The sequence below is a fragment of the Halomonas sp. MMSF_3323 genome (genome assembly GCF_030733595.1).
Lineage (GTDB): Bacteria > Pseudomonadota > Gammaproteobacteria > Pseudomonadales > Halomonadaceae > Halomonas > Halomonas litopenaei.
In genome coordinates, this window is record NZ_JASHIT010000026.1 from 22,506 (window position 1) to 42,298 (window position 19,793).

Below are 19,793 nucleotides of genomic sequence, written 5' to 3' on the forward strand. Positions count from 1 at the left end.
TGCACAGAGTGTCTAAGAACTCTTAATACGATGCAGGAACGGCGTCGAGGCTTTACCCAATCAGGAGCGCGAGGGGGTGAAAAGTCGAAGAATATGCCGGAAACGCACTGTCAAAATCGTCGTTCTAAACGAGTAGCCCCCGCGAAGCGGGGGCTGTGTGGTTGTGCTGGAGGCTACCCTGAGGGTCAGTAGCCCAGCAGCATCGAGGGCAGGCCTGTGACCAGGGCGGGGAAGTAGGACATCAGCACGCAGGCAATCAATATCAGCGCGCAGAACGGGATCACCGCCTTGTACAGGTCGAGGGTCTCGACCTCCGGTGGCGCCACGCCCTTCAGGTAAAACAGCGCATAGCCGAAGGGCGGGGTCAGGAAGGAGGTCTGCAATACCACCGCCACCATCACCACGAACCACAGCATGTCGACGCCCATGGTCTCGATGATCGGCAGCATGATCGGGAAGCTCAACAGCACGATGCCGGTCCAGTCGAGGAACATGCCCAGCACGAATACCAGCAGGAACATCAGGATCAGTGCGCCGGTGGTGCCACCGGGCATCGCCAGCACCAGTTCGCTGATCACGTCCATGCCGCCGCCGATGGAGAACACCCCGGTGAAGGCGGTCGCCCCCACCAGCACGAACATCACCATGGTGGTGGTCTTGCCGGCCTCGATGAAGGTGTTGTAGCAGGTCGACAGCTTGCGATCACCGAAGATCAGGAACAGCAGGAAGGCCAGGGTCACGCCGATGGCCGAGGCCTCGGTGGCGGTGGCGATACCGGTGAACAGGGCTCCCAGCACCCCGAGGATCAGGCTCATCGGCGGCAGTACGTACTTGCACAAACGGATCACCAGCTCCCCGGTGCTGGTCTCGGCACGCTCCTCGGCGCCTACAGGAGGGCCGAAGTCGGGCTTGATCAGGCAGATCACCAGCACGTAGAGCGCGTACATCGAGCCCAGCAGCAGACCCGGCACCAGGGCGCCGGCGAACAGCGCGCCCACCGACACCGGCGAGTAGCTGGCCATCAGGATCAGCATGATGCTTGGCGGAATCAGGATGCCGAGACAGCCGCTGGCCATGATGACGCCGGCGGACAGGCCCTTGTTGTAGCCGTACTTGAGCATCGGTGCCAGGGCGATCAGGCCCATCACCGCGATGGAGGCGCCGACGATGCCGGTGGTGGCCGCCAGCAGCACCGAGACGATGACCACGGTCAGCGCCAGGCCGCCGCGCACGCGTCCGAGCAACAGGCGCATGCTCTCGAACATCTTCTCGGTGACGCCCGAGTCGTTGAGAAAGCGCGCCATCAGAATAAACAGCGGGATCGCCACCAGGACATAATTGTCCATGGCGCGCCCATAGATGTTGTTGATGATGATGCCGAGCACCTGGGGACCGGGGCCGAACCAGGCGCCGAGTACCGCGACACCGCCCAGCACGAAGGCCAGCGGGTGGCCCATGAACAGCCCCAGCATCAGGCCTGCAAACATGAAGATGGTCAGAAGTTCAGCGCTCATTTGGCTTCCTCCACGCCCTGGCCTGTCAGCTCATTGATGGCGCGAATGACGATGGCGATGGCCTGCAAGAGGATCAGCACGCTGGCGATGACCAGCACGGCCTTCACCGGATAGACCGGGATCGAGACGATGCCGTAGGTGGACTCGGCGCGGCTCCAGGAGCGCTCGAAGAAGCGCCAGCTATAGGTAATGAACATGATGATGAAGGGGGTGAAGAACAGCAGGTAGCCGAGCAGGTCGATCAGTGCGCGACCGCGCCGGGACAGCAGCTGCTTGACGATGTCCACCTCCACATGGGCGTGGTGGCGCAGCCCGTAGGCGGCCATCAGCATGAAATGGGTACCGAACAGCATGGTGGTGACGTCGAAGGCCCAATCGCTTGGGCGTCCGATAAAGAAGCGCATCGCGATGTCGTAGACCACCACGAGGGTGATGATCGCGATCAGCGGAGCGATCAAACGGCCGAACCACTCGTTCAAGCAGTCGATGGCCTTGGCAATGGCGTTCATGGTGGGGTTCTCGTCGAAGTCCAACGATGACCGGCGGCCTCGCGCAGAGAGCCGCCGGCCGGTAGTGACAGAAACGTGCCTGGTTGTTACTCGAGGCAGGCTTCGATCTCGTCAAGCGACGGCAGGTTGTCGGTGACGCGGCTCATGTTGTAGGGCACCGAGACGTCACGCCACTGGGCGTAGTCCTGCATGTAGCTGATCATCGACTGGTAGACCTTGCCGAGCATCGGGTCCTCGCAGGAACCCTGCACGATCACCTGGTTGGTGACCTCCTGGATCTGGGCCAGGTCTTCCTCGGACAGCTGGTTGATGGTGGTGCCGTCCTCGAGGAACTTGGCGGTACCCTCGGTGGACTGCTTCTCGGACCAGGCCAGCGACCAGGCCATGGTGGCCTCGGAGGCGATCTTCAGCTTCTCCTGGGTCTCCTCGGACAGAGCGTCCCAGGCGTCCTTGTTGATCATCACGCCGAACACGCTGGCAGACTGGTGCCAGCCCGGCGTCATCCAGTAGTCGGCAACCTCGGAGAAGCCGGCCTTGTAGTCGACACCGGGGGTCGAGAACTCGGCGCCGTCGACCACACCACGCTCGATGGCCTGGTAGATCTCGCCGCCGGCCAGGGTGACCTGGGAACCACCAAGCTGCTCGAGCACCCGGCCCTGGTCACGCCCGGACAGACGCAGACGCTTGCCTTCGATGTCGGCGAGAGAAGCGATCGGAGTGCCGCCGCGGAAGCCGGACTCGTTGTTGGTGATACCGTAGGGCAGGTAGACCAGGTTGTACTGGCCGTAGATCTCCTGGTAGAGCTCGAAGCCGCCCCACTGGGTGATCCAGTTGAGGTAGTCCATGCCGTTGAACAGGCTGGGGGTGGCTGCCAGCGGCGAGAACGCCGGGCTGCGGCCGGCCCAGTAGCCCGGCCAGTCGCCGGCGGCCTGGATGCTGCCGGTCTCGGTGGCGTCGAAGACCTCGGTGCCGGGCATCAGGGTGCCGCCGGCGTAGAACTCGATCTGGATCTCGTCCCCGGCCAGCTGGTTGACCAGCTCGGCCCAGTGCTTGTCGATCTGGATCAGGTCGAGGTTTTCCGGCCAGGTGGTGGTCATGGTCCACTTTTCCTGGGCCATGGCGCCACTCGACAGGGCGGCCAGGGCGATGCCGGCAGCCATGCTGGTCAGGGTAAACTTGGTCATTTGCTTCATGCAGGTGCTCCCCGTGGGTTGTTGTGTTCTGTGCAAAGGAGGCGATCGCTGCCTCACCGAAATTGCGTCTGGCACCCTGGGCCATTGTCTTGGGTTCGGTGCCTGGGGGTAGTGGCGTTCCAGCGTGGGGTTGGCCCACGATGGCGCCTCGGCTTCATCAAGCTAGCACGGTCTTCAAGAGATGATCGATGCGACCCATGTCGATGAAACGGCACACTTTTTTGGCGACTGCACAGTCGATAGCGTGAGAAAAAGTTTCGACAATTCAGCAAAATGAATAAGTTAGAGCGACATCTATGCTGCGCTGCCGTAGTCGGCTCGATCGTTTAATCGGCGCAGCCTTTAGACCAAAGTTGATTTATCAGGGAGCCTTAATGTCCCACTTTTTGACCCGACAGGACCTCGCGCGGCTCGCTGCCTTTCGACAGCAACTGCGAGGGCGGCGCTTTCGCGGCTTGCTGTGGGTGAGCGAGGCTCCTGACCGGGCGCGGGGCGTTGCCCACGAGTGCCTGGCCCTAGGCGGATGGTCGGCGCCGCTGTGGGTCGGGGAAACGTCGATCGACAAGTCTGCTGACAGTGCCGGCACCGGGGCCCATGACAGAGCCGCCACCGGGGCCCATGCCAGGGCCGGCACCGGGGCCCATGACAGAGCCGCCACCCCCCCGCCGTCGCTTGAGCGCCTTCCCGCCGCCAAGGCGCGTACCCGGCTCGGCGGCGAGCACGACCTGGTGGTGTTCGACGCCGCCTCGCCAGGCACTGGCCTCGATCCTGACGCCCTGGGGGCGGTGGCCGGCACCCTGGTGGCGGGAGGCCTGCTGGTGCTGTTGACCGCCGACGACGGTGGCCGCCGACCCGACGACGACTACCGCCGACTGGCGGCCCACCCTTGGCGGCCGGAACAGCTCACGAGCCGTTATCTAGAGCGCTGCCATCGGCTGCTGGCGGGCTTTCCCGGCATGCTGCGCTGGCGGCAGGGGGAGGGCCTGACGGCAACGCTCGATGATGGCCAGGAAAGCCCTTTTGCCGATGGCTCATGTTCAGACAGCCCTTGTCCAGACAGCCCGTGTCTAGACAGCCCCGACCCGGATTGCCTGAGCCCCGACCAGGCCGAGGTGGTACGTCGGCTGACGCGGCTCAGGCGTCGCCGCCCGTTGGTGATCACCGCCGACCGTGGTCGCGGCAAGTCGGCGGCGCTGGGCATCGCCTGCGCCCGCTTGCTGGTCAAGGCCGAGCAGCAGCGCCAGGCGCCGCTGGATATCCTGGTGACCGCGCCACGGGCGTCCTCGGTGGCGCCGGTATTCGAGCGCCTGGCGGCGCTGCTGCCCGAGGGACAGGGCGACGAAAGGGGCTTCGAGGCGCCCGGGGGGCGGGTGCGTTTTATCGCCCCTGACGCTCTGACGGACGCCGTCGCCCGGGGGGAAGCCGGCGGCCCCGGCTCGCTGCTGCTGGTGGACGAGGCGGCGGCGATTCCGGCGGCGCTGCTGGGCGAGTGGCTGGCGGCATTTCCGCGGCTTGCCTTCGCCACCACGGTGCACGGCTACGAGGGCTCGGGGCGAGGCTTTGCGTTGCGCTTTCGTCGTCATCTGGAGGCGCAGACGCCCCAGTGGCAGGACATCGCGCTCAGGACGCCGATACGCTGGGCCGATGGAGACCCCCTTGAGCGGGCCATCGACGCGCTGCTGTGCCTGGATGCAGAACTTCCCACAGTGCCGAAGGGGGCGAGGGTGAGTGCGCCTTGTCCTGGTCAAAAGTTGGCCGAGCTGCCCTGTACCACGCTCGATCGCGATGTCCTGGCCCGGGACGAAGCCTCCCTGAGAGCCATCTTCGGCCTGCTGGTCCAGGCTCACTACCGCACCACCCCGGCGGACCTGCGGGCGCTGCTTGACGCACCGGCGACCCGCATCTCGATCCTTGGTACACCACGTGCGCCGCTGGCGGTGTGCGTGTACGTCGATGAGGGCGGCTTCGATGCCGATCTGGCCGAGCGGGTGCTGCTGGGACAGCGACGCCCGCGTGGTCACCTGATGGCCCAGTCGCTGGCGGCCCACGCCGGTGAAGCCGCGGCGCTGAAGGCACCCAGCGCCCGAATCACTCGGATTGCCGTACACCCCGACTGGCGCCGCCTGGGGTGCGGGGCGAGGCTGATCCAGGAGGCGGCACGCCAGGCCGAACAGGCCGGCAAGGCACTGCTGGGGGCGAGCTTCGGCGCCGATCCGGAGCTGCTGGCTTTCTGGCAGGCGCAGGGCTTTCGTCCGGTGCGCCTGGGACTGACCCGGGAGGCCGCCACCGGCGAGCATGCGGCGATGGTGGCGCTGGCCCTGGGGGAGCACAACCGGGACCTGATCGAGCGGCTGTCGCGGCGCTTTGAGCGGCAGTTGCCGGGGCTGCTGGCCTTCGAACTGACACGCCTGTCGCCACCCTTGGTACTGGCGCTGCTGGCGAGCGTCGGCGATCGCTATGCATTCGACGCCGATGACCGCTTTTCTCTCGACGCCGAAGATCGCTTTTCTTTCGGCGCCGAAGACTGCTTTTCGCTCGACGCCGAAGATCGTCGTGAGCTCCAGGACCTGGCCAGGGGCCAGCGCGAGCCGGCGCTGGCGCGTCCGGCCATCCAGGCCTTGGTTCGCCGGCTGGCGTCGCTGTCACTGTCGCCGCCCATGTCGTCGTCCATGTCCAAGGCGAGGTCCAAGGCTGACGATGACCACGACAGTCTGGCCTGGCTCGCAGCGTGGGCGTTTCAGGGGCGTTCGGAAAGTTCCCTGGCGCAGGGGCTATCGCTGCGCGGCAAGGCACAGGTCAAGCAATGGTTGCGGGACGCCGTGGGCCGAGCCCTGGCACTGCTGAAGGCCCTTTCCAAGGCCTCGGGGCGAGGGTAGAGTGCCAACATTCGCAAAGGCAGACATAGACATCATGAACGAACATCTCGATAGCCTCGCTCCGACCGCCGTATGGCGTCACTTCCGTACCCTGTGCAACACGCCGCGCCCCTCGGGCCACGAGGCGGCTCTGGTCGAGATCCTTGAAGCCTGGGCAGACGAGCACGGCATCGCCCACGACCGTGACGCCTACGGCAACCTGCGTCTGTCCAAGCCGGCGAGCCCCGGGCGCGAAGGGGCACCGGGTGTGATCCTCCAGGGCCATCTGGACATGGTGGCCCAGGCCAACGCCGACAAGCCCCACGACTTCACCCGGGATCCCATCGTCACGCGGGTCGAGGATGGCTGGCTCAAGGCCGACCAGACCACCCTGGGCGCCGACAATGGCCTGGGGGTGGCGGCGGCGCTGGCGATCCTCGGCGATGATGAGCTCGTCCATGGTCCGCTGGAGGCGATCTTCACCCTGGAGGAAGAGACCTCCATGGGCGGTGCGCTGAATCTGGCCGAATGCTGGCTGGAGGGCAGCCTGTTGCTCAACCTTGACTCCGAGGACCGTGGCCAGGTCTACATCGGTTGTGCCGGTGGCGCCGACGTGGTGGTCGAGGCCCAGTTGCCGGTGGAGTCGGTGGGCGAGGATGAAGAAGCCCTGACGCTGAGCCTCAAGGGACTGCGTGGTGGCCACTCCGGAATCGATATCGACAAGGGGCTGGGCAACGCCAATCGCCTGCTGGTGCGGGTGCTGCGCGCCCTCGACAGCTGTGAGGTGCGCCTGGTCGACTACCGTGGCGGCACCCTGAGAAACGCCATCCCCCGCGAGGCCGAGGCGGTGGTGATGGTGCCTCGGGACGAGATCGACGCGCTGCGCTCGCGCATCGAGCGCCTCGAGGCCGACATGCGCCGAGAGCTGTCCGGCGTCGACGAGGGCCTGCGGCTGACCCTGGAGCCCTGCGCCACTCCGCGAGAGGAAGCGCTGACCCGCCACGCCAGCCGCCTGCTGGTGGCGGCGTTGCACGCCGCGCCCTGCGGTGTCGAGCGCATGAGCGTCGAGGTGCCAGGCGTAGTCGAGACCTCCAACAACCTGGGCGTGGTCAGCCTCGAGAACGGCCGCTTTCACCTGTGCGCCCTGGTGCGTTCACTGCGCGACAGCGCCACCATGGATCTGGCCGAGCGCTTCACCGCGCTGTTCGAGCTGATCGGTGCCCGTACCCGGGTCGAGAACGGTTACCCCGGCTGGACGCCTCAGCCCGACAGCGACCTGCTCAAGCGCTTCTGTGAGCTGCATCGTCAGCGCCTGGCGGTGGACCCGGAGATCAAGGTCATCCACGCCGGGCTCGAGTGCGGGATTCTCGGCGGCAAGTACCCCGAGCTTCAGATGATTTCCTTCGGCCCCCTGATTCGCGGCGCCCACTCGCCGGACGAGCGCGTCGAGATCGCTTCGGTGGAGGAATTCTACGGCCTGCTCAAGGCGCTGATCGGCGACCTGGCCGAGGGCACCCGCTGATATGAGGCTGAGATGAGTCCGGCCCTCGAGTCACTGTTCGACCAGCCCCTGGCGCCGGCTCTTGCCGGCGTCTCGCTGCTGGCGATGACGTTGCTGGCGCTGGCCTGGCGAGGGTATCGACAGGGGCAGCGGCGTGAACAGGCCCTGGCAGCAGAGCTCGAGACGACCAAGGCTCAGCTCGAGCAGCGGCGCGAGGCCGCACGCCAGCTCGAGCAGGAGCTGGCCATCAGCGATGCCCAGCTCGACGCCAGCCGAGAGCAGCTCGAGACCCAGCGGGGCGAGCTCGGCGCCGCGCGTCAGCAGCTCGCCGATGTGCGTGAGCATAACGCCCGCCTGGAGACCGAGCGCGAGCAGATGGCGGCGCGTCATCGCGAGCAGATGGCGCTGGTGGAATCCTCCCGGGAGCAGCTCAAGCAGGAATTTCATCGGCTCGCGGGCCAGGTCTTCGACGAGCGCCAGCAGGCCTACCAGACCCAGAGCCGCGAGGGACTCGAGTCGCTGCTCAAGCCGTTTCGCGAGCAGGTGGACCAGTTCCGCCAGCGGGTCGAGGACCTGACCGGACAGCACAGCCGCGAGGCGGTATCGCTCAAGGCCCAGATCGAGCAGCTGGCGGGTCTCAACGCCCGCCTCGGCGAGGAGGCGGCGGGGCTTGCCCGGGCGCTCAAGGGCGACCAGAAGGCCCAGGGCGGCTGGGGCGAGTTGATGCTTGAGACCGTGCTGGAACGCAGCGGCCTGCGGCGCGACATCGAGTACCGCCGCGAGGTGTCGATGAACGGCGAGCAGGGACGCCAGCGTCCCGACGCCATCATCTACCTGCCCGAGGATCGCCACCTGATCGTCGACGCCAAGGTCTCCCTGACCGCCTGGACCCGGGTGGTCAACGCCGACGACGAAACCGAGCGCGAAAGCGCCATGAGCGCCCACCTGGCCTCGCTGCGCAGCCATATCCGCGGACTCGCCGCCAAGGACTACCCGGCCCTGCCGGGGCTGCATTCGCCGGACTTCGTGTTCCTGTTCGTACCGGTGGAGCCGGCCTTCGCCGCGGCCTTCGAGCGTGATCCCTCGCTGTTTCAGGAAGCCTTCGACCGCCAGGTGGTGGTGGTCACCCCGACCACCCTGCTGGCCAGTCTGCGTACCGTGGCGGGGCTCTGGAGCATGGAGCGCCAGAACGAGAACGCCCGGGTCATCGTGTCACGGGCAGAGCGCCTGCTGGCCAAGTTCTCGGGGTTCGTCGACAGCCTCGACGACGTCGGCAAGCACCTGGAGCGCGCCAGCGCCAGTCATCACCAGGCGATGAACCGGCTGTCCCAGGGCCAGGGCAGCCTGGTCGCTCAGGCGCTCGAGCTCGAACGCCTCGGCGCGCGGATGAAAAAGCCGCTGCCGGAGGAGCTCAAAAGGGCGGCTCAGTCGCCGGCGACGCTGGGCAACGATGGTCAGGCCGTCGACGACGCCTGAAGTGACCGCCGTAAACGACGACGCCCCGCTCAAGCCGAGCGGGGCGTCTTCCTTTGCACTGCGTGGGTCGCCAGGGGGTCAGCCCAGGTAGGCGCCCAGCATCCACACGGTCTTTTCCTGCTCGCGGATGTAGTCTCCGACCTGGGAGGCGGTGCCTTCATCGTCGGCGTCGGAGGCAACGGACAGGATCTCGCGCTGCAGTTCGATCAGCCGCTGGTAGCCTTCCAGCACGCCGCGTACGCAGGCTTCGCCGTCATGCACGTCCTTGGCCTCGGTGATGCGCGACAGCGAGATATAGTCGCTGTAGGCGTGAACCGGCTTGTGTCCGAGGGTCAGGATGCGCTCGGCGACCTCGTCCACCTTGGCCAGCAGGTCGGTGTAGAATTCCTCGAATTTTTCGTGGAGTTCGAAGAAGTTCGAGCCCCTCACGTTCCAGTGATAGCCACGAACGTTCATGTAGAAGATCTGGTAGTTGGCCAGGAGCTCGTTGAGCTTTTCGGCCAGATCGCTGGCGCTGCCAGAATGCAGGCCGATGGCGTTAGTGTCGCTCATGCAATACCTCCTTGATCGCTGTGTTCCAGTCTATCCCTAAGGGAGGGCGTTGGAGAGTGAATCTCTTCCATCGCCACGATAGCGTCCATTGATGACGCCTGCCTATGACGTAGGGATGACATAGGGACGACGAAGGCCGCTTTCAAGGGCAGCCCTGTCACCTTGGCATGTCGCTTTCCCTTCAACGGCCGATGGCCTGGAGCGTGCGAATCAGGTTCTCGCTTCGATCGGCGAGCAGCTCGGCGCAGCGTTCCAGCGCCTCGTCCAGTGCCATCGGGCCGTCGGCCAGGGCGAAGGCGGCGCTGACGCCCTCGTCCAGCGCCGCCTGCCAGCCTGGCGCCATACGACCGGCCAGCACGATCACCGGCACCCCCTTGGCGCGGGCCGCCCGCGAAATGCCGATCGGGGTCTTGCCCGACAGGCTCTGGCCATCGAGCTGGCCCTCTCCGGTGATCACCAGGTCCGCTCGTGCCAGGCGTTCGTCCATGCCGGCCTGTTCCATGATCATCTCGATGCCGGGGCGAAGCTCGCCGCCAAGGAAGGCAGCGACGGCAAAGCCCATGCCCCCGGCCGCGCCCGTGCCGGGGGCGTCGCGCAGGTCCTCGCCGAGGCACTCGGCAGCCTTGTCGGCCCAGTGCGCCAGGGCGGCGTCCAGGCGCGCTACATCGGCTTCGCTGGCACCCTTCTGGGGACCGAAGACCGCGCTGGCGCCGCGCTCGCCCAGCAGCGGATTGTCCACGTCCACCGCCGCCTCCACCCTGACATCGGCCAGGCGCGAGTCCAGCCCCGACAGGTCCACCCGTGCCAGTCCCTCGAGTCCCGCCCCGGTGGGGGGAATCGGCTGGTCGTCGGCGTCGAGCAGGCGGGCACCCAGGGCCACCAGCATGCCGGCGCCCCCGTCGTTGGTGGCGCTGCCGCCCAGGGTAATCAACAGGCGTTCGGCGCCAGCGTCCAGGGCGGCCAGGATCAGCTCGCCGACGCCGTGGGTGGTGCTGTCCAGCGCGGTGCGCTCTGACGGGCTCAGCGCCTGCAGGCCGCTGGCCTCGGCCAGCTCGATATAGCCGGTGCGGGACTCTGGGTGCCAACCCCAGGCGGCCTCGGCGGGGCGCCCCAGGGCGTCCTGTACCCTGGCGCTGCGTTTTTCAGCCCCGGTGGCGCCGAGCAGGGCGTCGAGGCTGCCCTCGCCACCATCGGCCATGGGGCACTCGTCGATGGTGATGTCCGGGTCGGCGCGGCGGGCCCCCTCGGCAATGGCGCGGGCGGCGTCGCTGGCGGCCAGGGCATCCTTGTAGCTGTCGGGGCAGATCAACAGGTTCATGGTCGGTCCTCTGGTGAAAAGGTGGGCGTACGCCTGAGGGGCGACAGGCCGATCGCCGCTGGGCCCGAGGTTCGGCTGGGCGAGCGTTTGCCCGTGGCTCGGGACAGCGTAGACTCTTGACAGTATTTCACGCCCCTGGCTGGGAGGTCCTGATGCAAATGTACAAAAATTTGCCCGATAGAGGCCGCAACATTTGGGCGAAATGCTCATCAGTGGCGGTGCTGGGCCTGTTGCCCTGGCTAAGCGCCTGTCAGAGCACGCCTCAGCAGATGCCGGTGGCGGAACCCGCTCCCTCGTCCGGGTGTCAATGGCCGGTGGTAGCCGGCTCGGTATCCCTGGCCGATGTGGTCACGGTGCTGGAAGGCCGCGACTTCCTGGTGCGTGATACCGATACCGCACTCGGGGTGGTCAGCGCCGAGAAGACCGAGCGCACCACCTACCATAACGCCGACGCCGTGCGCCCACGCCTGGGCGGCTTCGTGCTGGGTGGCAGCGGTGGCCACGTCGGCGCCGGCGTAGGGGTCGGCTTTGGCTCCTGGGGCTGGGGTACCAACGACGATGCGACCCGGGTCGAGCGGGTCTCGGTGGCGCTGGATGGCCAGGACGTCCGTCTGACGCGGGATATTCGCCTGTTTGACTGGACCGGCCAGCTACGTGAGTCGCGCACCGCCAGTGACGCCGACTTCTGTGCATCGGTGCGTCAGCAACTGGCGTCGGTGGCATCCAGCAGCGGGGGTGTGCAATGACGCGAAGGTGGACATCAGTGGAGCGAAAGGCCCCCGGAAAGAGACTGCTGGCGGTGGTGCTGATGGCCGTCTGGCTGTCGGGGTGCGCCGGCTCATCGTCGGTAGCCGAGCCGCCGCGCCAGATGCTGGTCGCGGTAGCGCCCGGGCCGGCCCTGAACGAAACCCTGGCGATGCTGATGGAGCAGGGCTACGTCGTCACCCAGGCCGACGGCGAACTGGGGCGCATCGACGCCTCCCTGGCACGTCCGCCGGGCTATCGCCTCGAGGCGCGGGTCGAGCCTGCCGGCGCCTCCGGTGCCAGCGTCTCGCTGCAAGGCTACCGTGGCGGGCGGCGCTTGCCGCCTGCGGTGGTGGAACCCCTGTTTGTCGAACTACAAGGAAGACTCGCCCGTTGATCTATCTCTCGCGTGCTGTGGCCGGATTTCAGGCCGCTTTGGACTTGCATCGCCGCGCCGTGGCGGCATTTCTTCTGTCTCTCGCGCTGGGCGCCGGCCTGTGGCTGGCGCCCGCCACACCGGCGATGGCGCACCCCCATAGCTGGGTGGATCTGTCGGTGACGCTCGAGACCGACGACCAGGGGCGGGTCACCGCCCTGCGCCAGGTATGGCGCCTGGATCCCTTCTACAGCCTGGTGCTGCTCGAGGAGGCTCGCGCCGCCGAGGACGGCCAGGACGCCGCCCTGGATCGGCTGGGGGGCGACATGCTGGTCAATCTTGCGCCCCGGGACTTCTTTACCGAGGCCGAGGTCGACGGCCAGGCGCTGGCCTTCGCAGCGGTCAGCGAAGCCACGGTGATGGCCCGTGACGAGCGCGTGGTGCTGCACTTTCGGCTGCCGCTGGCCGAGCCTCAGGACCTTGCCGGCAGTACCCTGGAATATCGCGTCTTCGATCCCTCCTACTTCGTCGAGGTGGTGCACGAAGCCGACGACGAGGGGCCTCTGGCCCAGGCGTTGAGCGTGCCGGATGCCTGTCAGGCGTCGATCATCGTCGCCGACCCCGATCCCGAGAAGGTCATGGCGGCGGCCCAGCTCGATGTCGACGATAGCGCCCCCCAGGGGCTCGGTCGCTTCTTTGCCGAGACGGGGCGGGTGTCATGCTGAGCAGGCAACGACCCTGGCTGCAGTTGGTTCTTGCACTGGGCGTGGTGGCGGTGCTCATCCTGGCGCTCGAGGCCAGCGGTGCGCTGGACGCCCTCGGACACTGGGTTATCGCCATGCAGGCCGACCTGCACCGCCGCTTGACCCAGGCGGTAACGCTGCTCGACCGGACGCCTTCCTCCGACGCCTGGCTGACCTTGATCGGCCTGAGCCTGTTCTACGGCGTTTTCCATGCCGCCGGGCCAGGCCACGGCAAGGCCGTGATCAGCGCCTACCTGGTCTCCCAGGGCGGAGCCTGGCGGCGGGCCCTGGCGCTGTCGGTGGCGGCCGCCCTGCTGCAGGGCGCGGTGGCCATCGTGCTGATCCTGGCGCTGGTGCAGGGACTTGGCTGGCTGACCCGGGAGGCCCTGGGCAGCGTGGTCTGGGTCGAGCGACTGAGCTTTGCGCTGGTCGCGCTGCTGGGCCTGTGGCTGAGTGCACGGGCGCTTGGACGACTGCTCAAGATCGCGCGATCCTCCTCGGCGGACCTGACGCCTTCTCATGATGGCCACCATGGCCCTCATGAAGCGCACCGCCACGACCAACACCACGGTCACCACGAACACCACCACGGTCACCACGAACACCACGATTGCTGCTCCGGCCATCATCATGTCTCGCCCCACGGGCCGCGTCGGGAGGCCTGGCTTGCGGTGCTGGCGATCGGCGCAAGACCCTGCTCCGGGGCGGTGCTGCTGATGGGGGTGACCAGCCTGCTCGGCCAGCCCTGGATGGGGGTGGCCGCGGTACTGGCGATGTCGCTGGGTACCGCCTTGACGGTATCGACGCTGGGGCTTGCCAGCGTGTTGGCGCGGGACTGGGTCGCCGCTCGTGCCGCACGGACCTCCGCCGCTCGTGGTCGAGTGATAGCGCGGCTGGGCGCGCTGGTGGCGCTGACTGGGGGGCTGTTGATCGCCGGGCTCGGGATCCTGCTGATGTCTCAGGTCGGCGCCAGCGACCCCAGCCTGCCACTGATGTCCCCCGGAGGGCGACCAGGGGGACTGGGAGCCTGAGCCAGGCCGCTTCGACCTGGCTTTCGCGATGGGACCTGGGCTGTAGTCCGCTATCTGGCGGCCCGGGGCCATGCCCGGGGCACTGCCCCGAGCATCACACCGTCTCGTTCAACCCTTGAAGGACAGCCCGCCTGCCAGCGCCAGGATACGGTCCTTGGTGGCGGCAAGGCTGTCCTTGTCGTAGGGCGTCGCCTGGCCCTGACCCCACACCGGGCCAGGCCAGGCGGGGTCGCCCTGGTGGCGAACGATGACGTGGATGTGCAGTTGCGCGACCATATTGCCGAGGCTGGCGATATTGAGCTTGTCGCCGCTGGCATAGGCCTTCAACGCCTTGCCGATGCGGGTGGCCTCTCGCCATAGCTGCTGCTGGTCCTGTTCGGACAGATCGTACACCTCGCTCACCTCGGCGCGGCGCGGGATCAGCACCAGCCAGGGATAGCGGGCGTCGTCCATCAGCCGCAGCTGACACAGTGGCAGTTCGGTGATGGGGTAGCTGTCCGCGACGAGGCGCGGATCGACGACGAAGTCGCTCATGCAAGGCCTCCAGGATGGTGTCCAGCGCCTAGGGTACATCAGAGCGGGTGGGCAGGGTGACAAGGTAGATGATTCGAACAGAGGACGACAGATGACGCCAGTCGAGGGAGTGGCCCTGCTGCTTGCGGGTATCGTGGCAGGTTTTATCAATGTGCTGGCGGCCGGGGGCTCGATGCTGACCCTGCCGCTGTTGATGTTTCTGGGCCTGCCGCCGCAGGTGGCCAACGGTACCAACCGGGTGTCGATCACCCTGCAAAGCGTGTCGGCGGTGGCCAACTTTTTCCGCGCCGGCGCCCGTCATATCCGTCTCAGCCTGCGCCTGTCGGTGCCCGCGGTACTGGGCTCGATGCTGGGGGTGTGGCTGGCGCTCAGGGTCAGCGACGCCCTGTTCGAAACCATTTTGATGGTGGTGATGGTGGCTGCGGCGATCATCATGCTGTTGCCCCAGCCGAAGCTCGACACCCGCCCGCTGACCGTCGAGCGACTGACCCCTGGGGTCTATCTGGCGATGTTTGTCATCGGGCTCTATGGCGGCTTTCTGCAGGTGGGTGTCGGCATCCTGTTCATGATCGTGCTCTATCGCATGCTCAAGATCGATCTTGGCCAGGTCAACGCCTTCAAGGTACTGATCATCCTGGTCTACACCCTGCCGGCGCTGGCCATCTTCCTGTGGCACGACCAGGTGCGCTGGAGCTACGGCCTGGTGCTGGCTGCCGGCAGCATGACCGGGGCCTGGTTGGCGGTGAAGGTCAACATGAGTTCCCGTGGCGCCATGGTGGTCAAGTGGCTGACGGTGGCGGTGATTGGCGTGATCATTCTCAAGCTGGCGCTGTCGTGAGGGGCTTCGCAGTAGCCGGACGGCGTCTGGCGTTGTGCCGTGTGGCGGATTACCTCGTCCGAGCGTTGGCTGGGAGGCTAGCGATGGGCGGTGATCGTGCTAGATTGTCAGAGGATGATGTATTTCGCTTACCTGCCTGGCTGCAAGGAGATAGGAACCATGAAAAGGATGCTGTCGTTGATTCTGGTATCAGTATTCACCCTGGCGCTGTTGAACGGCTGCAACACCGTTCGTGGGGTGGGCGAGGATATCGAGAAGGGTGGAGAGGCGATCCAGAAAAGCTCCAGCTAGCCAGAAAGGCTCGGTCTAGCCGGAAACGTTCCCGCTAGACCGAGCCAGGAAACGTAGGGGCAGCGAGAAGAACCACGGCGGTGAGCCGCCTCGTCGTCGCTGTTCTCCCCATGGGTGCTCTTTGTCGCCGTGCCTCTGCTGACTCGCGCTATCTGTTTCTCCGTCGGAACTTTCCCGCCATTGCTGTCTCCAACAGGTTCCATGTTCGTCGTCCCGACCGCCAGGTCTGTCAGTTGGCAACGAGTTGACCACGGCCTGTCCGTCAGGCGCAGCGCCGTGATAGGTTTTGAGGCGCGCTGCAGCGATACGAGGCTGGCGGGCGCTTGCACAAGGATTTCTGGCACTGGAGGCCATCGATGAAACCACTTCTTCCCCTGCTGCTGGTCGCGGCTCTGGCCGGCTGCTCGTCGTCGTCCGGCGGATCCGGCGAACCGGCACCGCTGCCGCCGGAGCGCGCTCCCATGGCCGAGGCCTGCGACGCCGAGGCGGTGCAGGGCCTGGTCGGCCAGAGCTACGACGCCAGCTTCGATGAACGGCTCAAGGCCGAGAGCGGGGCCAAGACGGTGCGGGTGCTGCGTCCCGGCGGGGTTGCCACCATGGACCTGCGGCTGGATCGCCTCAACGTGCGCCTGGATGATGCCGATGTCATCCGTGAGCTGGCCTGCGGCTGAGCGTCACGCTGCCCGCCCGGCAATCGACAAGGCCGCCCTTCGGGGCGGCCTTGTTGTGTGGACTGGTTGTGTGGACTAGTTGTGTGAAGACCTATCGAGCTGTCGGGCGATGACACACCTTCAGCGCTCGCCCAGTTCCTGGTTCGTTCGCATCTCTTCCTCTTCGGCCTGCTTGCGCAACTTCTTGCGCAACGCGGCTTTTTCGTAGCGCAGCTTGCGGATCGGCGTGTCCAGGGTCAGCGGAGGCACCGAGGCCGGGCGGCCGTCGGGGTCCACCGCCACCATGGTCAGGTAGCAGCTATTGGTGTGGCGAATGACCTTCTGGCGGATGTCCTCCGCCACCACCTTGATGCCGATCTCCATGGAAGAGCGGCCCACATGGTTGACGCTGGCCAGAAAAGTCACCAGCTCGCCCACGTGGATCGGTTGCTTGAAGCGCACCTGGTCCACCGACAGGGTCACCACATAATGGCCCGAATAGCGGCTGGCGCAGGCGTAGGCGACCTCGTCGAGCTTCTTGAGGATGGCGCCACCGTGTACCTTGCCACTGAAATTGGCCATGTCGGGGGTCATCAGTACGGTCATGCTCAATTCGTGCTGACCCGGTAGGCTCTGCTCTGCCATCGAAGTTTCCTCGGAATACGGTGCGCGGGGGGCTGTTGGCGTCTGTCTGGCGCTCCACCACAGCATAACGCCTTGCCCCCCGGCAAGGGGACAAGGCGCTCGTTGAAAGTCAGTTGTCGCCTCGGCTGTACAGGCCGCCAAGCGCCCGGCTGACGCTCCGGGAGGCCTCTACAGCCAGGTCAGGCAGACCGAGATGATGATGCCGGTGACGAACAGCTGGATCAGGCAGAAGCCCATGATGTCCTTGGCCTTTAGCCCGGCGATGCCAAGTACCGGCAGCGCCCAGAAGGGCTGCAGCAGGTTGGTCCAGGCGTCACCCCAGGCCACGGCCATGGCCGCACGGGGAATATCTACGCCAAGCGCCTGGGCGGCAGGAATGACCACCGGGGCCTGAACCGCCCACTGGCCGCCGCCGGAGGGCACGAACATATTGACGATGCCGGCGCTGAGGAAGGTCCAGAACGGCAGGCTGGTCTCGGTGGCAAAGGAGATCATCGCCTCGGACATGGTCTCGGCCAGTCCCGACTGGATCATGATGGCCATGATGCCGGCGTAGAAGGGGAACTGGATGACGATGCCGGCGCCACCCTTGATGCCCTCGTGCAGGCTGTTGAGCAGGCTCTGGGGGGTGCGGTGGAGGATGATGGCCAGGAACAGGAACATGAAGTTGACCACGTTCAGGTTCAGACCGCCGCCGCCGACGAAGTAGCTGATCAGATAGATCAGACCCGGTACGCCCACCAGCAGCGCCAGGGTCATGCTGTTCTCGAGGCGCTCGGCCGGGCGAGTGATGCGTACCCGACGGTCCTCGTCATCTCCCAGCAGCGCCGGATCGACGTAGACGCTTTCCTTTTCGCCGGGCAGCATCAGCCGGTTGACCAGCGGCACCGCGATGAACAGGGCCAGCACGATCAACAGGTTGAAGTAGGAGAAGATCGTCTCGCTGGTGCCGATCACGCCGATCTGCTCCACCGAGAAGTGGCCATCGGTGGCGATGGTCAGCGGCACCGAGCCGGCAAGACCACCGTGCCAGACCACGAAGCCGGAGTAGGCGCTGGCCACCAGCAGGCGGTAGTCCACCCGAATGACCCGGGCCAGCTCCTTGGCGAACAGTGCGCCGACCACCAGACCGAAGCCCCAGTTGATCCAGCTGGCCGCCAGCGACACCAGGGTCACCAGCAGGATGGCGGCGCCGGCGTTGTTGGCGAGGCCTGCCAGGCTCTGCAGCAGTCGCTTGACCGGCGGTGAGCTTGCCAGCATGAAGCCGGTGACCAGCACCAGCAGCATCTGCATGGAGAAGCTCAGCAGGTTCCAGAAGCCGTCACCCCAGTAGGTGAGCACGGCCATGGGCGACTGGCGTTCGATGGCGATGGCTGCTGCGGCGGCGATGATCGTCAGCAACAGGACGAAGATGTAGGGATCTGGCAGATAGCGTTCCACCAGTTTCACGGCGGGTCGTGACAATGCTCTCAGCATGGCGTGTATCGCTTCTTCTGGTTGTGAAAGAGGGCCTTCCCGGGCCACTGGGAGTCAACGGTGCCGCAGCAGGCGCCCGTGAGTCAAAACCACCTGTAAGGCAGATAACGTCTCGGCACATTCACCATCGGTGATCTTCGGCCGTCACTCCTCAGGCGGTGTCACGCCAGCGCGTGCTGCGATAGCGAAGATAGTAGGTCACAAGTACCGCCGAGCGCACTGCGGTAAAGGTCGTAAAGGCCAGCCACAGGCCGTGGTTGCCGAGCCCCTGGGTCAGCCACCACAGCGGCAGATAGACCGCCAGACCGATGAAGATGGAGTTGCGCATTTCGGCAATCGCGGTGGCGCCGATGAAGACCCCATCGAGCAGGTAGCTCCACACCGCGATCAGCGGCATGGCGACCATCCAGGGCAGAAACTGGGCCGCCGTGGCGCGCACCTCCGGCAGGCCGGTAAGCAGCGCGATCAGGGCGTTGCCGCCCAGCGCGAAGGCGAGGCTTGCCAGGGCCGCGGTGGCCAGCGAGCACAGCGCCGCCGCGCGCACCGAGAGAGCGAAGTCATCGAAACGACGGCGACCGATGGCGTGACCGGTAAGGGCCTCGGCGGCGTTGGCGAAGCCGTCCAGGCCGTAGGAGGTCAGCATGATGAACTGCAGCAGCACCGCGTTGGCGGCCAGCACGGTGTCGCCCTGGGACGCCCCCTGGGCGGTAAAGAAGGCCTGGGCGAACAGCAGGCCAAGGGTGCGCACGAACAGGTTGGCGTTGACCGAGAACAGCTCCCGGTAGGCGCCAATGGTCAACAGTCGCGCCCGCTCGAAATGTCCGCCCAGTCGGCCCAGGCGTCGACGGCACAGCCACAGCCCCAGGGCGGCGGTGGTGTAGTCGGCGATTACCGTTGCCCAGGCCACGCCGTCGCTGGTCATGTCGAGTCCCACCACGAACAGCACATCGAGCACGATATTGACGCCGTTGTTGGTCAGCAGCAGCAACAGCGTCACCCGACTGTTCTGCTGGCCGAGGAACCAGCCGAGGATGGCGTAATTGGCCAGCACCGCTGGCGCCGACAGCAGACGAATGGCGGCGTAGCTCTCGGCGAGCCCGGTAGCCTCGGGGCTTCCATCCAGTAGCCATAGCCCCAGCGCGATCAGCGGGTCACCCAGCAGGATCAGCGCAAGTCCGATCCCTCCTGCCAATAGCAGCGACTGCCCCAGCAGGTGGCGCACCTGATCGTCGCGCTCGCGTCCCAGCGCCTGGGAGGTCAGGCCGGTGGTCCCCATGCGCAGAAAGCCAAACCCCCAGTAGAGGAAGCCGAACAGGGTCGCGCCCAGCGTCACTCCGGCCAGGTAGCGTGAGTCGGGCAGGTGGCCGACCACGGCGGTGTCGACGAGGCCCAGCAGCGGCACCGTGATATTGGACAGGATGATCGGCCAGGCCAGGCCGGCGATGCGCGGCAGGCGTTCGAGGGTGGACGAGAAGGTGCTGGTGGAGGTCGACACGATGAAAGGCCTGTTCGGCTGAAGGCAAGGGCGCAACGGGACGGCGGCGAGG

19 protein-coding genes are annotated in these 19,793 nt (G+C 66.2%); 10 read left to right on the forward strand and 9 right to left on the reverse strand.

Features of this window, described 5'->3' with window-relative positions:
• Positions 1-185: 185 nt before the first annotated feature.
• The 3 genes from RBB39_RS13940 to dctP all read right to left on the reverse strand — a co-directional run bounded on the left by RBB39_RS13940 (position 186) and on the right by dctP (position 3,216).
• The gene (locus tag RBB39_RS13940) at positions 186-1,514 is read right to left on the reverse strand and encodes a TRAP transporter large permease subunit (protein WP_045991386.1); all 1,329 of its coding nucleotides are present in this window, start codon (positions 1,512-1,514) and stop codon (positions 186-188) included.
• A complete protein-coding gene (locus RBB39_RS13945; protein ID WP_045991387.1) occupies positions 1,511-2,023 on the reverse strand; it encodes a TRAP transporter small permease subunit in 513 nt (170 codons plus the stop codon). The genes RBB39_RS13940 and RBB39_RS13945 overlap by 4 nt, the downstream gene beginning before the upstream one ends.
• Before the next feature lie 86 nt (positions 2,024-2,109).
• Positions 2,110-3,216, reverse strand: coding sequence for a TRAP transporter substrate-binding protein DctP (dctP, locus tag RBB39_RS13950; protein WP_045991388.1), 1,107 nt, complete (start codon positions 3,214-3,216; stop codon positions 2,110-2,112).
• A 374-nt stretch (positions 3,217-3,590) separates the two neighbouring features.
• On the opposite strand from dctP, the gene RBB39_RS13955 reads away from it, so the two are divergent.
• Genes RBB39_RS13955 through rmuC form a run of 3 tightly spaced genes read left to right on the forward strand, consistent with a single transcriptional unit; the run spans position 3,591 to position 9,048 of the window.
• A complete protein-coding gene (locus tag RBB39_RS13955; protein ID WP_045991389.1) occupies positions 3,591-6,092 on the forward strand; it encodes a GNAT family N-acetyltransferase in 2,502 nt (833 codons plus the stop codon).
• A 34-nt stretch (positions 6,093-6,126) separates the two neighbouring features.
• Positions 6,127-7,593 carry an aminoacyl-histidine dipeptidase gene (locus RBB39_RS13960; protein WP_045991390.1) on the forward strand — a complete coding sequence of 489 codons (1,467 nt, stop codon included), beginning with the start codon at positions 6,127-6,129 and terminating at the stop codon, positions 7,591-7,593.
• A 12-nt stretch (positions 7,594-7,605) separates the two neighbouring features.
• Complete coding sequence (gene rmuC / locus RBB39_RS13965) at positions 7,606-9,048, forward strand: DNA recombination protein RmuC (protein ID WP_045991391.1); 1,443 nt, start codon at positions 7,606-7,608, stop codon at positions 9,046-9,048.
• Between the two features lie 78 nt (positions 9,049-9,126).
• On the opposite strand, the gene RBB39_RS13970 is transcribed toward rmuC, so the two are convergent.
• Both RBB39_RS13970 and RBB39_RS13975 read right to left on the reverse strand, forming a co-directional pair.
• Entirely contained in the window at positions 9,127-9,600 is a 474-nt protein-coding gene (locus RBB39_RS13970; protein ID WP_045991392.1) for a Dps family protein, read from the reverse strand.
• A gap of 181 nt (positions 9,601-9,781) precedes the next feature.
• Positions 9,782-10,918, reverse strand: coding sequence for a glycerate kinase (locus RBB39_RS13975; RefSeq protein WP_045991393.1), 1,137 nt, complete (start codon positions 10,916-10,918; stop codon positions 9,782-9,784).
• Between the two features lie 212 nt (positions 10,919-11,130).
• Here RBB39_RS13975 and RBB39_RS13980 point away from each other — a divergent pair, with 212 nt between their 5' ends.
• Genes RBB39_RS13980 through RBB39_RS13995 form a run of 4 tightly spaced genes read left to right on the forward strand, consistent with a single transcriptional unit; the run spans position 11,131 to position 13,812 of the window.
• On the forward strand, positions 11,131-11,664 hold the full coding sequence (locus tag RBB39_RS13980; RefSeq protein ID WP_108195008.1) for a hypothetical protein: 534 nt from the start codon (positions 11,131-11,133) through the stop codon (positions 11,662-11,664).
• A 17-nt stretch (positions 11,665-11,681) separates the two neighbouring features.
• Positions 11,682-12,059, forward strand: coding sequence for a hypothetical protein (locus RBB39_RS13985; protein WP_052704228.1), 378 nt, complete (start codon positions 11,682-11,684; stop codon positions 12,057-12,059).
• Positions 12,060-12,118: 59 nt separating this feature from the next.
• Entirely contained in the window at positions 12,119-12,763 is a 645-nt protein-coding gene (locus RBB39_RS13990) for a DUF1007 family protein (protein WP_045991441.1), read from the forward strand.
• A complete protein-coding gene (locus RBB39_RS13995) occupies positions 12,757-13,812 on the forward strand; it encodes a nickel/cobalt transporter (protein ID WP_045991396.1) in 1,056 nt (351 codons plus the stop codon). Before RBB39_RS13990 ends, RBB39_RS13995 begins: the two co-directional genes overlap by 7 nt.
• A gap of 108 nt (positions 13,813-13,920) precedes the next feature.
• Here RBB39_RS13995 and RBB39_RS14000 read toward each other — a convergent pair whose 3' ends face one another.
• Positions 13,921-14,346: an HIT domain-containing protein gene (locus RBB39_RS14000; RefSeq protein ID WP_045991397.1), complete on the reverse strand. Its 426-nt coding sequence runs from the start codon at positions 14,344-14,346 to the stop codon at positions 13,921-13,923.
• A 91-nt stretch (positions 14,347-14,437) separates the two neighbouring features.
• Between RBB39_RS14000 and RBB39_RS14005 the strand changes: the two genes are divergently transcribed.
• The 3 genes from RBB39_RS14005 to RBB39_RS14015 all read left to right on the forward strand — a co-directional run bounded on the left by RBB39_RS14005 (position 14,438) and on the right by RBB39_RS14015 (position 16,146).
• Positions 14,438-15,184: a sulfite exporter TauE/SafE family protein gene (locus RBB39_RS14005; protein WP_045991398.1), complete on the forward strand. Its 747-nt coding sequence runs from the start codon at positions 14,438-14,440 to the stop codon at positions 15,182-15,184.
• Between the two features lie 159 nt (positions 15,185-15,343).
• Entirely contained in the window at positions 15,344-15,475 is a 132-nt protein-coding gene (locus RBB39_RS14010) for an entericidin A/B family lipoprotein (RefSeq protein WP_045991399.1), read from the forward strand.
• A 356-nt stretch (positions 15,476-15,831) separates the two neighbouring features.
• A complete protein-coding gene (locus RBB39_RS14015) occupies positions 15,832-16,146 on the forward strand; it encodes an I78 family peptidase inhibitor (RefSeq protein WP_045991400.1) in 315 nt (104 codons plus the stop codon).
• A gap of 120 nt (positions 16,147-16,266) precedes the next feature.
• Here the strand turns inward: RBB39_RS14015 and RBB39_RS14020 are convergent, their stop codons facing one another.
• The 3 genes from RBB39_RS14020 to RBB39_RS14030 form a co-directional block, all read right to left on the reverse strand.
• Entirely contained in the window at positions 16,267-16,770 is a 504-nt protein-coding gene (locus RBB39_RS14020; protein ID WP_045991401.1) for an acyl-CoA thioesterase, read from the reverse strand.
• Between the two features lie 168 nt (positions 16,771-16,938).
• A complete protein-coding gene (locus tag RBB39_RS14025; protein WP_045991402.1) occupies positions 16,939-18,246 on the reverse strand; it encodes a short-chain fatty acid transporter in 1,308 nt (435 codons plus the stop codon).
• 151 nt (positions 18,247-18,397) lie between these two features.
• Positions 18,398-19,741: an MATE family efflux transporter gene (locus tag RBB39_RS14030; protein WP_231498423.1), complete on the reverse strand. Its 1,344-nt coding sequence runs from the start codon at positions 19,739-19,741 to the stop codon at positions 18,398-18,400.
• Between the last annotated feature and the right edge of the window lie 52 nt (positions 19,742-19,793).

Bases quoted from the DNA above. Each gene is read 5' to 3' on its own strand.
- RBB39_RS13945 (WP_045991387.1), bottom strand. From the start codon at position 2,023: ATGAACGCCATTGCCAAGGCCATCGACTGCTTGAACGAGTGGTTCGGC.
- rmuC (WP_045991391.1), top strand. From the start codon at position 7,606: ATGAGTCCGGCCCTCGAGTCACTGTTCGACCAGCCCCTGGCGCCGGCT.
- RBB39_RS14010 (WP_045991399.1), top strand. From the start codon at position 15,344: ATGAAAAGGATGCTGTCGTTGATTCTGGTATCAGTATTCACCCTGGCG.
- RBB39_RS13960 (WP_045991390.1), top strand. From the start codon at position 6,127: ATGAACGAACATCTCGATAGCCTCGCTCCGACCGCCGTATGGCGTCAC.
- dctP (WP_045991388.1), bottom strand. From the start codon at position 3,216: ATGAAGCAAATGACCAAGTTTACCCTGACCAGCATGGCTGCCGGCATC.
- RBB39_RS14005 (WP_045991398.1), top strand. From the start codon at position 14,438: ATGACGCCAGTCGAGGGAGTGGCCCTGCTGCTTGCGGGTATCGTGGCA.
- RBB39_RS13995 (WP_045991396.1), top strand. From the start codon at position 12,757: ATGCTGAGCAGGCAACGACCCTGGCTGCAGTTGGTTCTTGCACTGGGC.
- RBB39_RS13970 (WP_045991392.1), bottom strand. From the start codon at position 9,600: ATGAGCGACACTAACGCCATCGGCCTGCATTCTGGCAGCGCCAGCGAT.
- RBB39_RS13975 (WP_045991393.1), bottom strand. From the start codon at position 10,918: ATGAACCTGTTGATCTGCCCCGACAGCTACAAGGATGCCCTGGCCGCC.
- RBB39_RS13940 (WP_045991386.1), bottom strand. From the start codon at position 1,514: ATGAGCGCTGAACTTCTGACCATCTTCATGTTTGCAGGCCTGATGCTG.
- RBB39_RS14000 (WP_045991397.1), bottom strand. From the start codon at position 14,346: ATGAGCGACTTCGTCGTCGATCCGCGCCTCGTCGCGGACAGCTACCCC.
- RBB39_RS14025 (WP_045991402.1), bottom strand. From the start codon at position 18,246: ATGCTGAGAGCATTGTCACGACCCGCCGTGAAACTGGTGGAACGCTAT.
- RBB39_RS14020 (WP_045991401.1), bottom strand. From the start codon at position 16,770: ATGGCAGAGCAGAGCCTACCGGGTCAGCACGAATTGAGCATGACCGTA.
- RBB39_RS13955 (WP_045991389.1), top strand. From the start codon at position 3,591: ATGTCCCACTTTTTGACCCGACAGGACCTCGCGCGGCTCGCTGCCTTT.
- RBB39_RS14015 (WP_045991400.1), top strand. From the start codon at position 15,832: ATGAAACCACTTCTTCCCCTGCTGCTGGTCGCGGCTCTGGCCGGCTGC.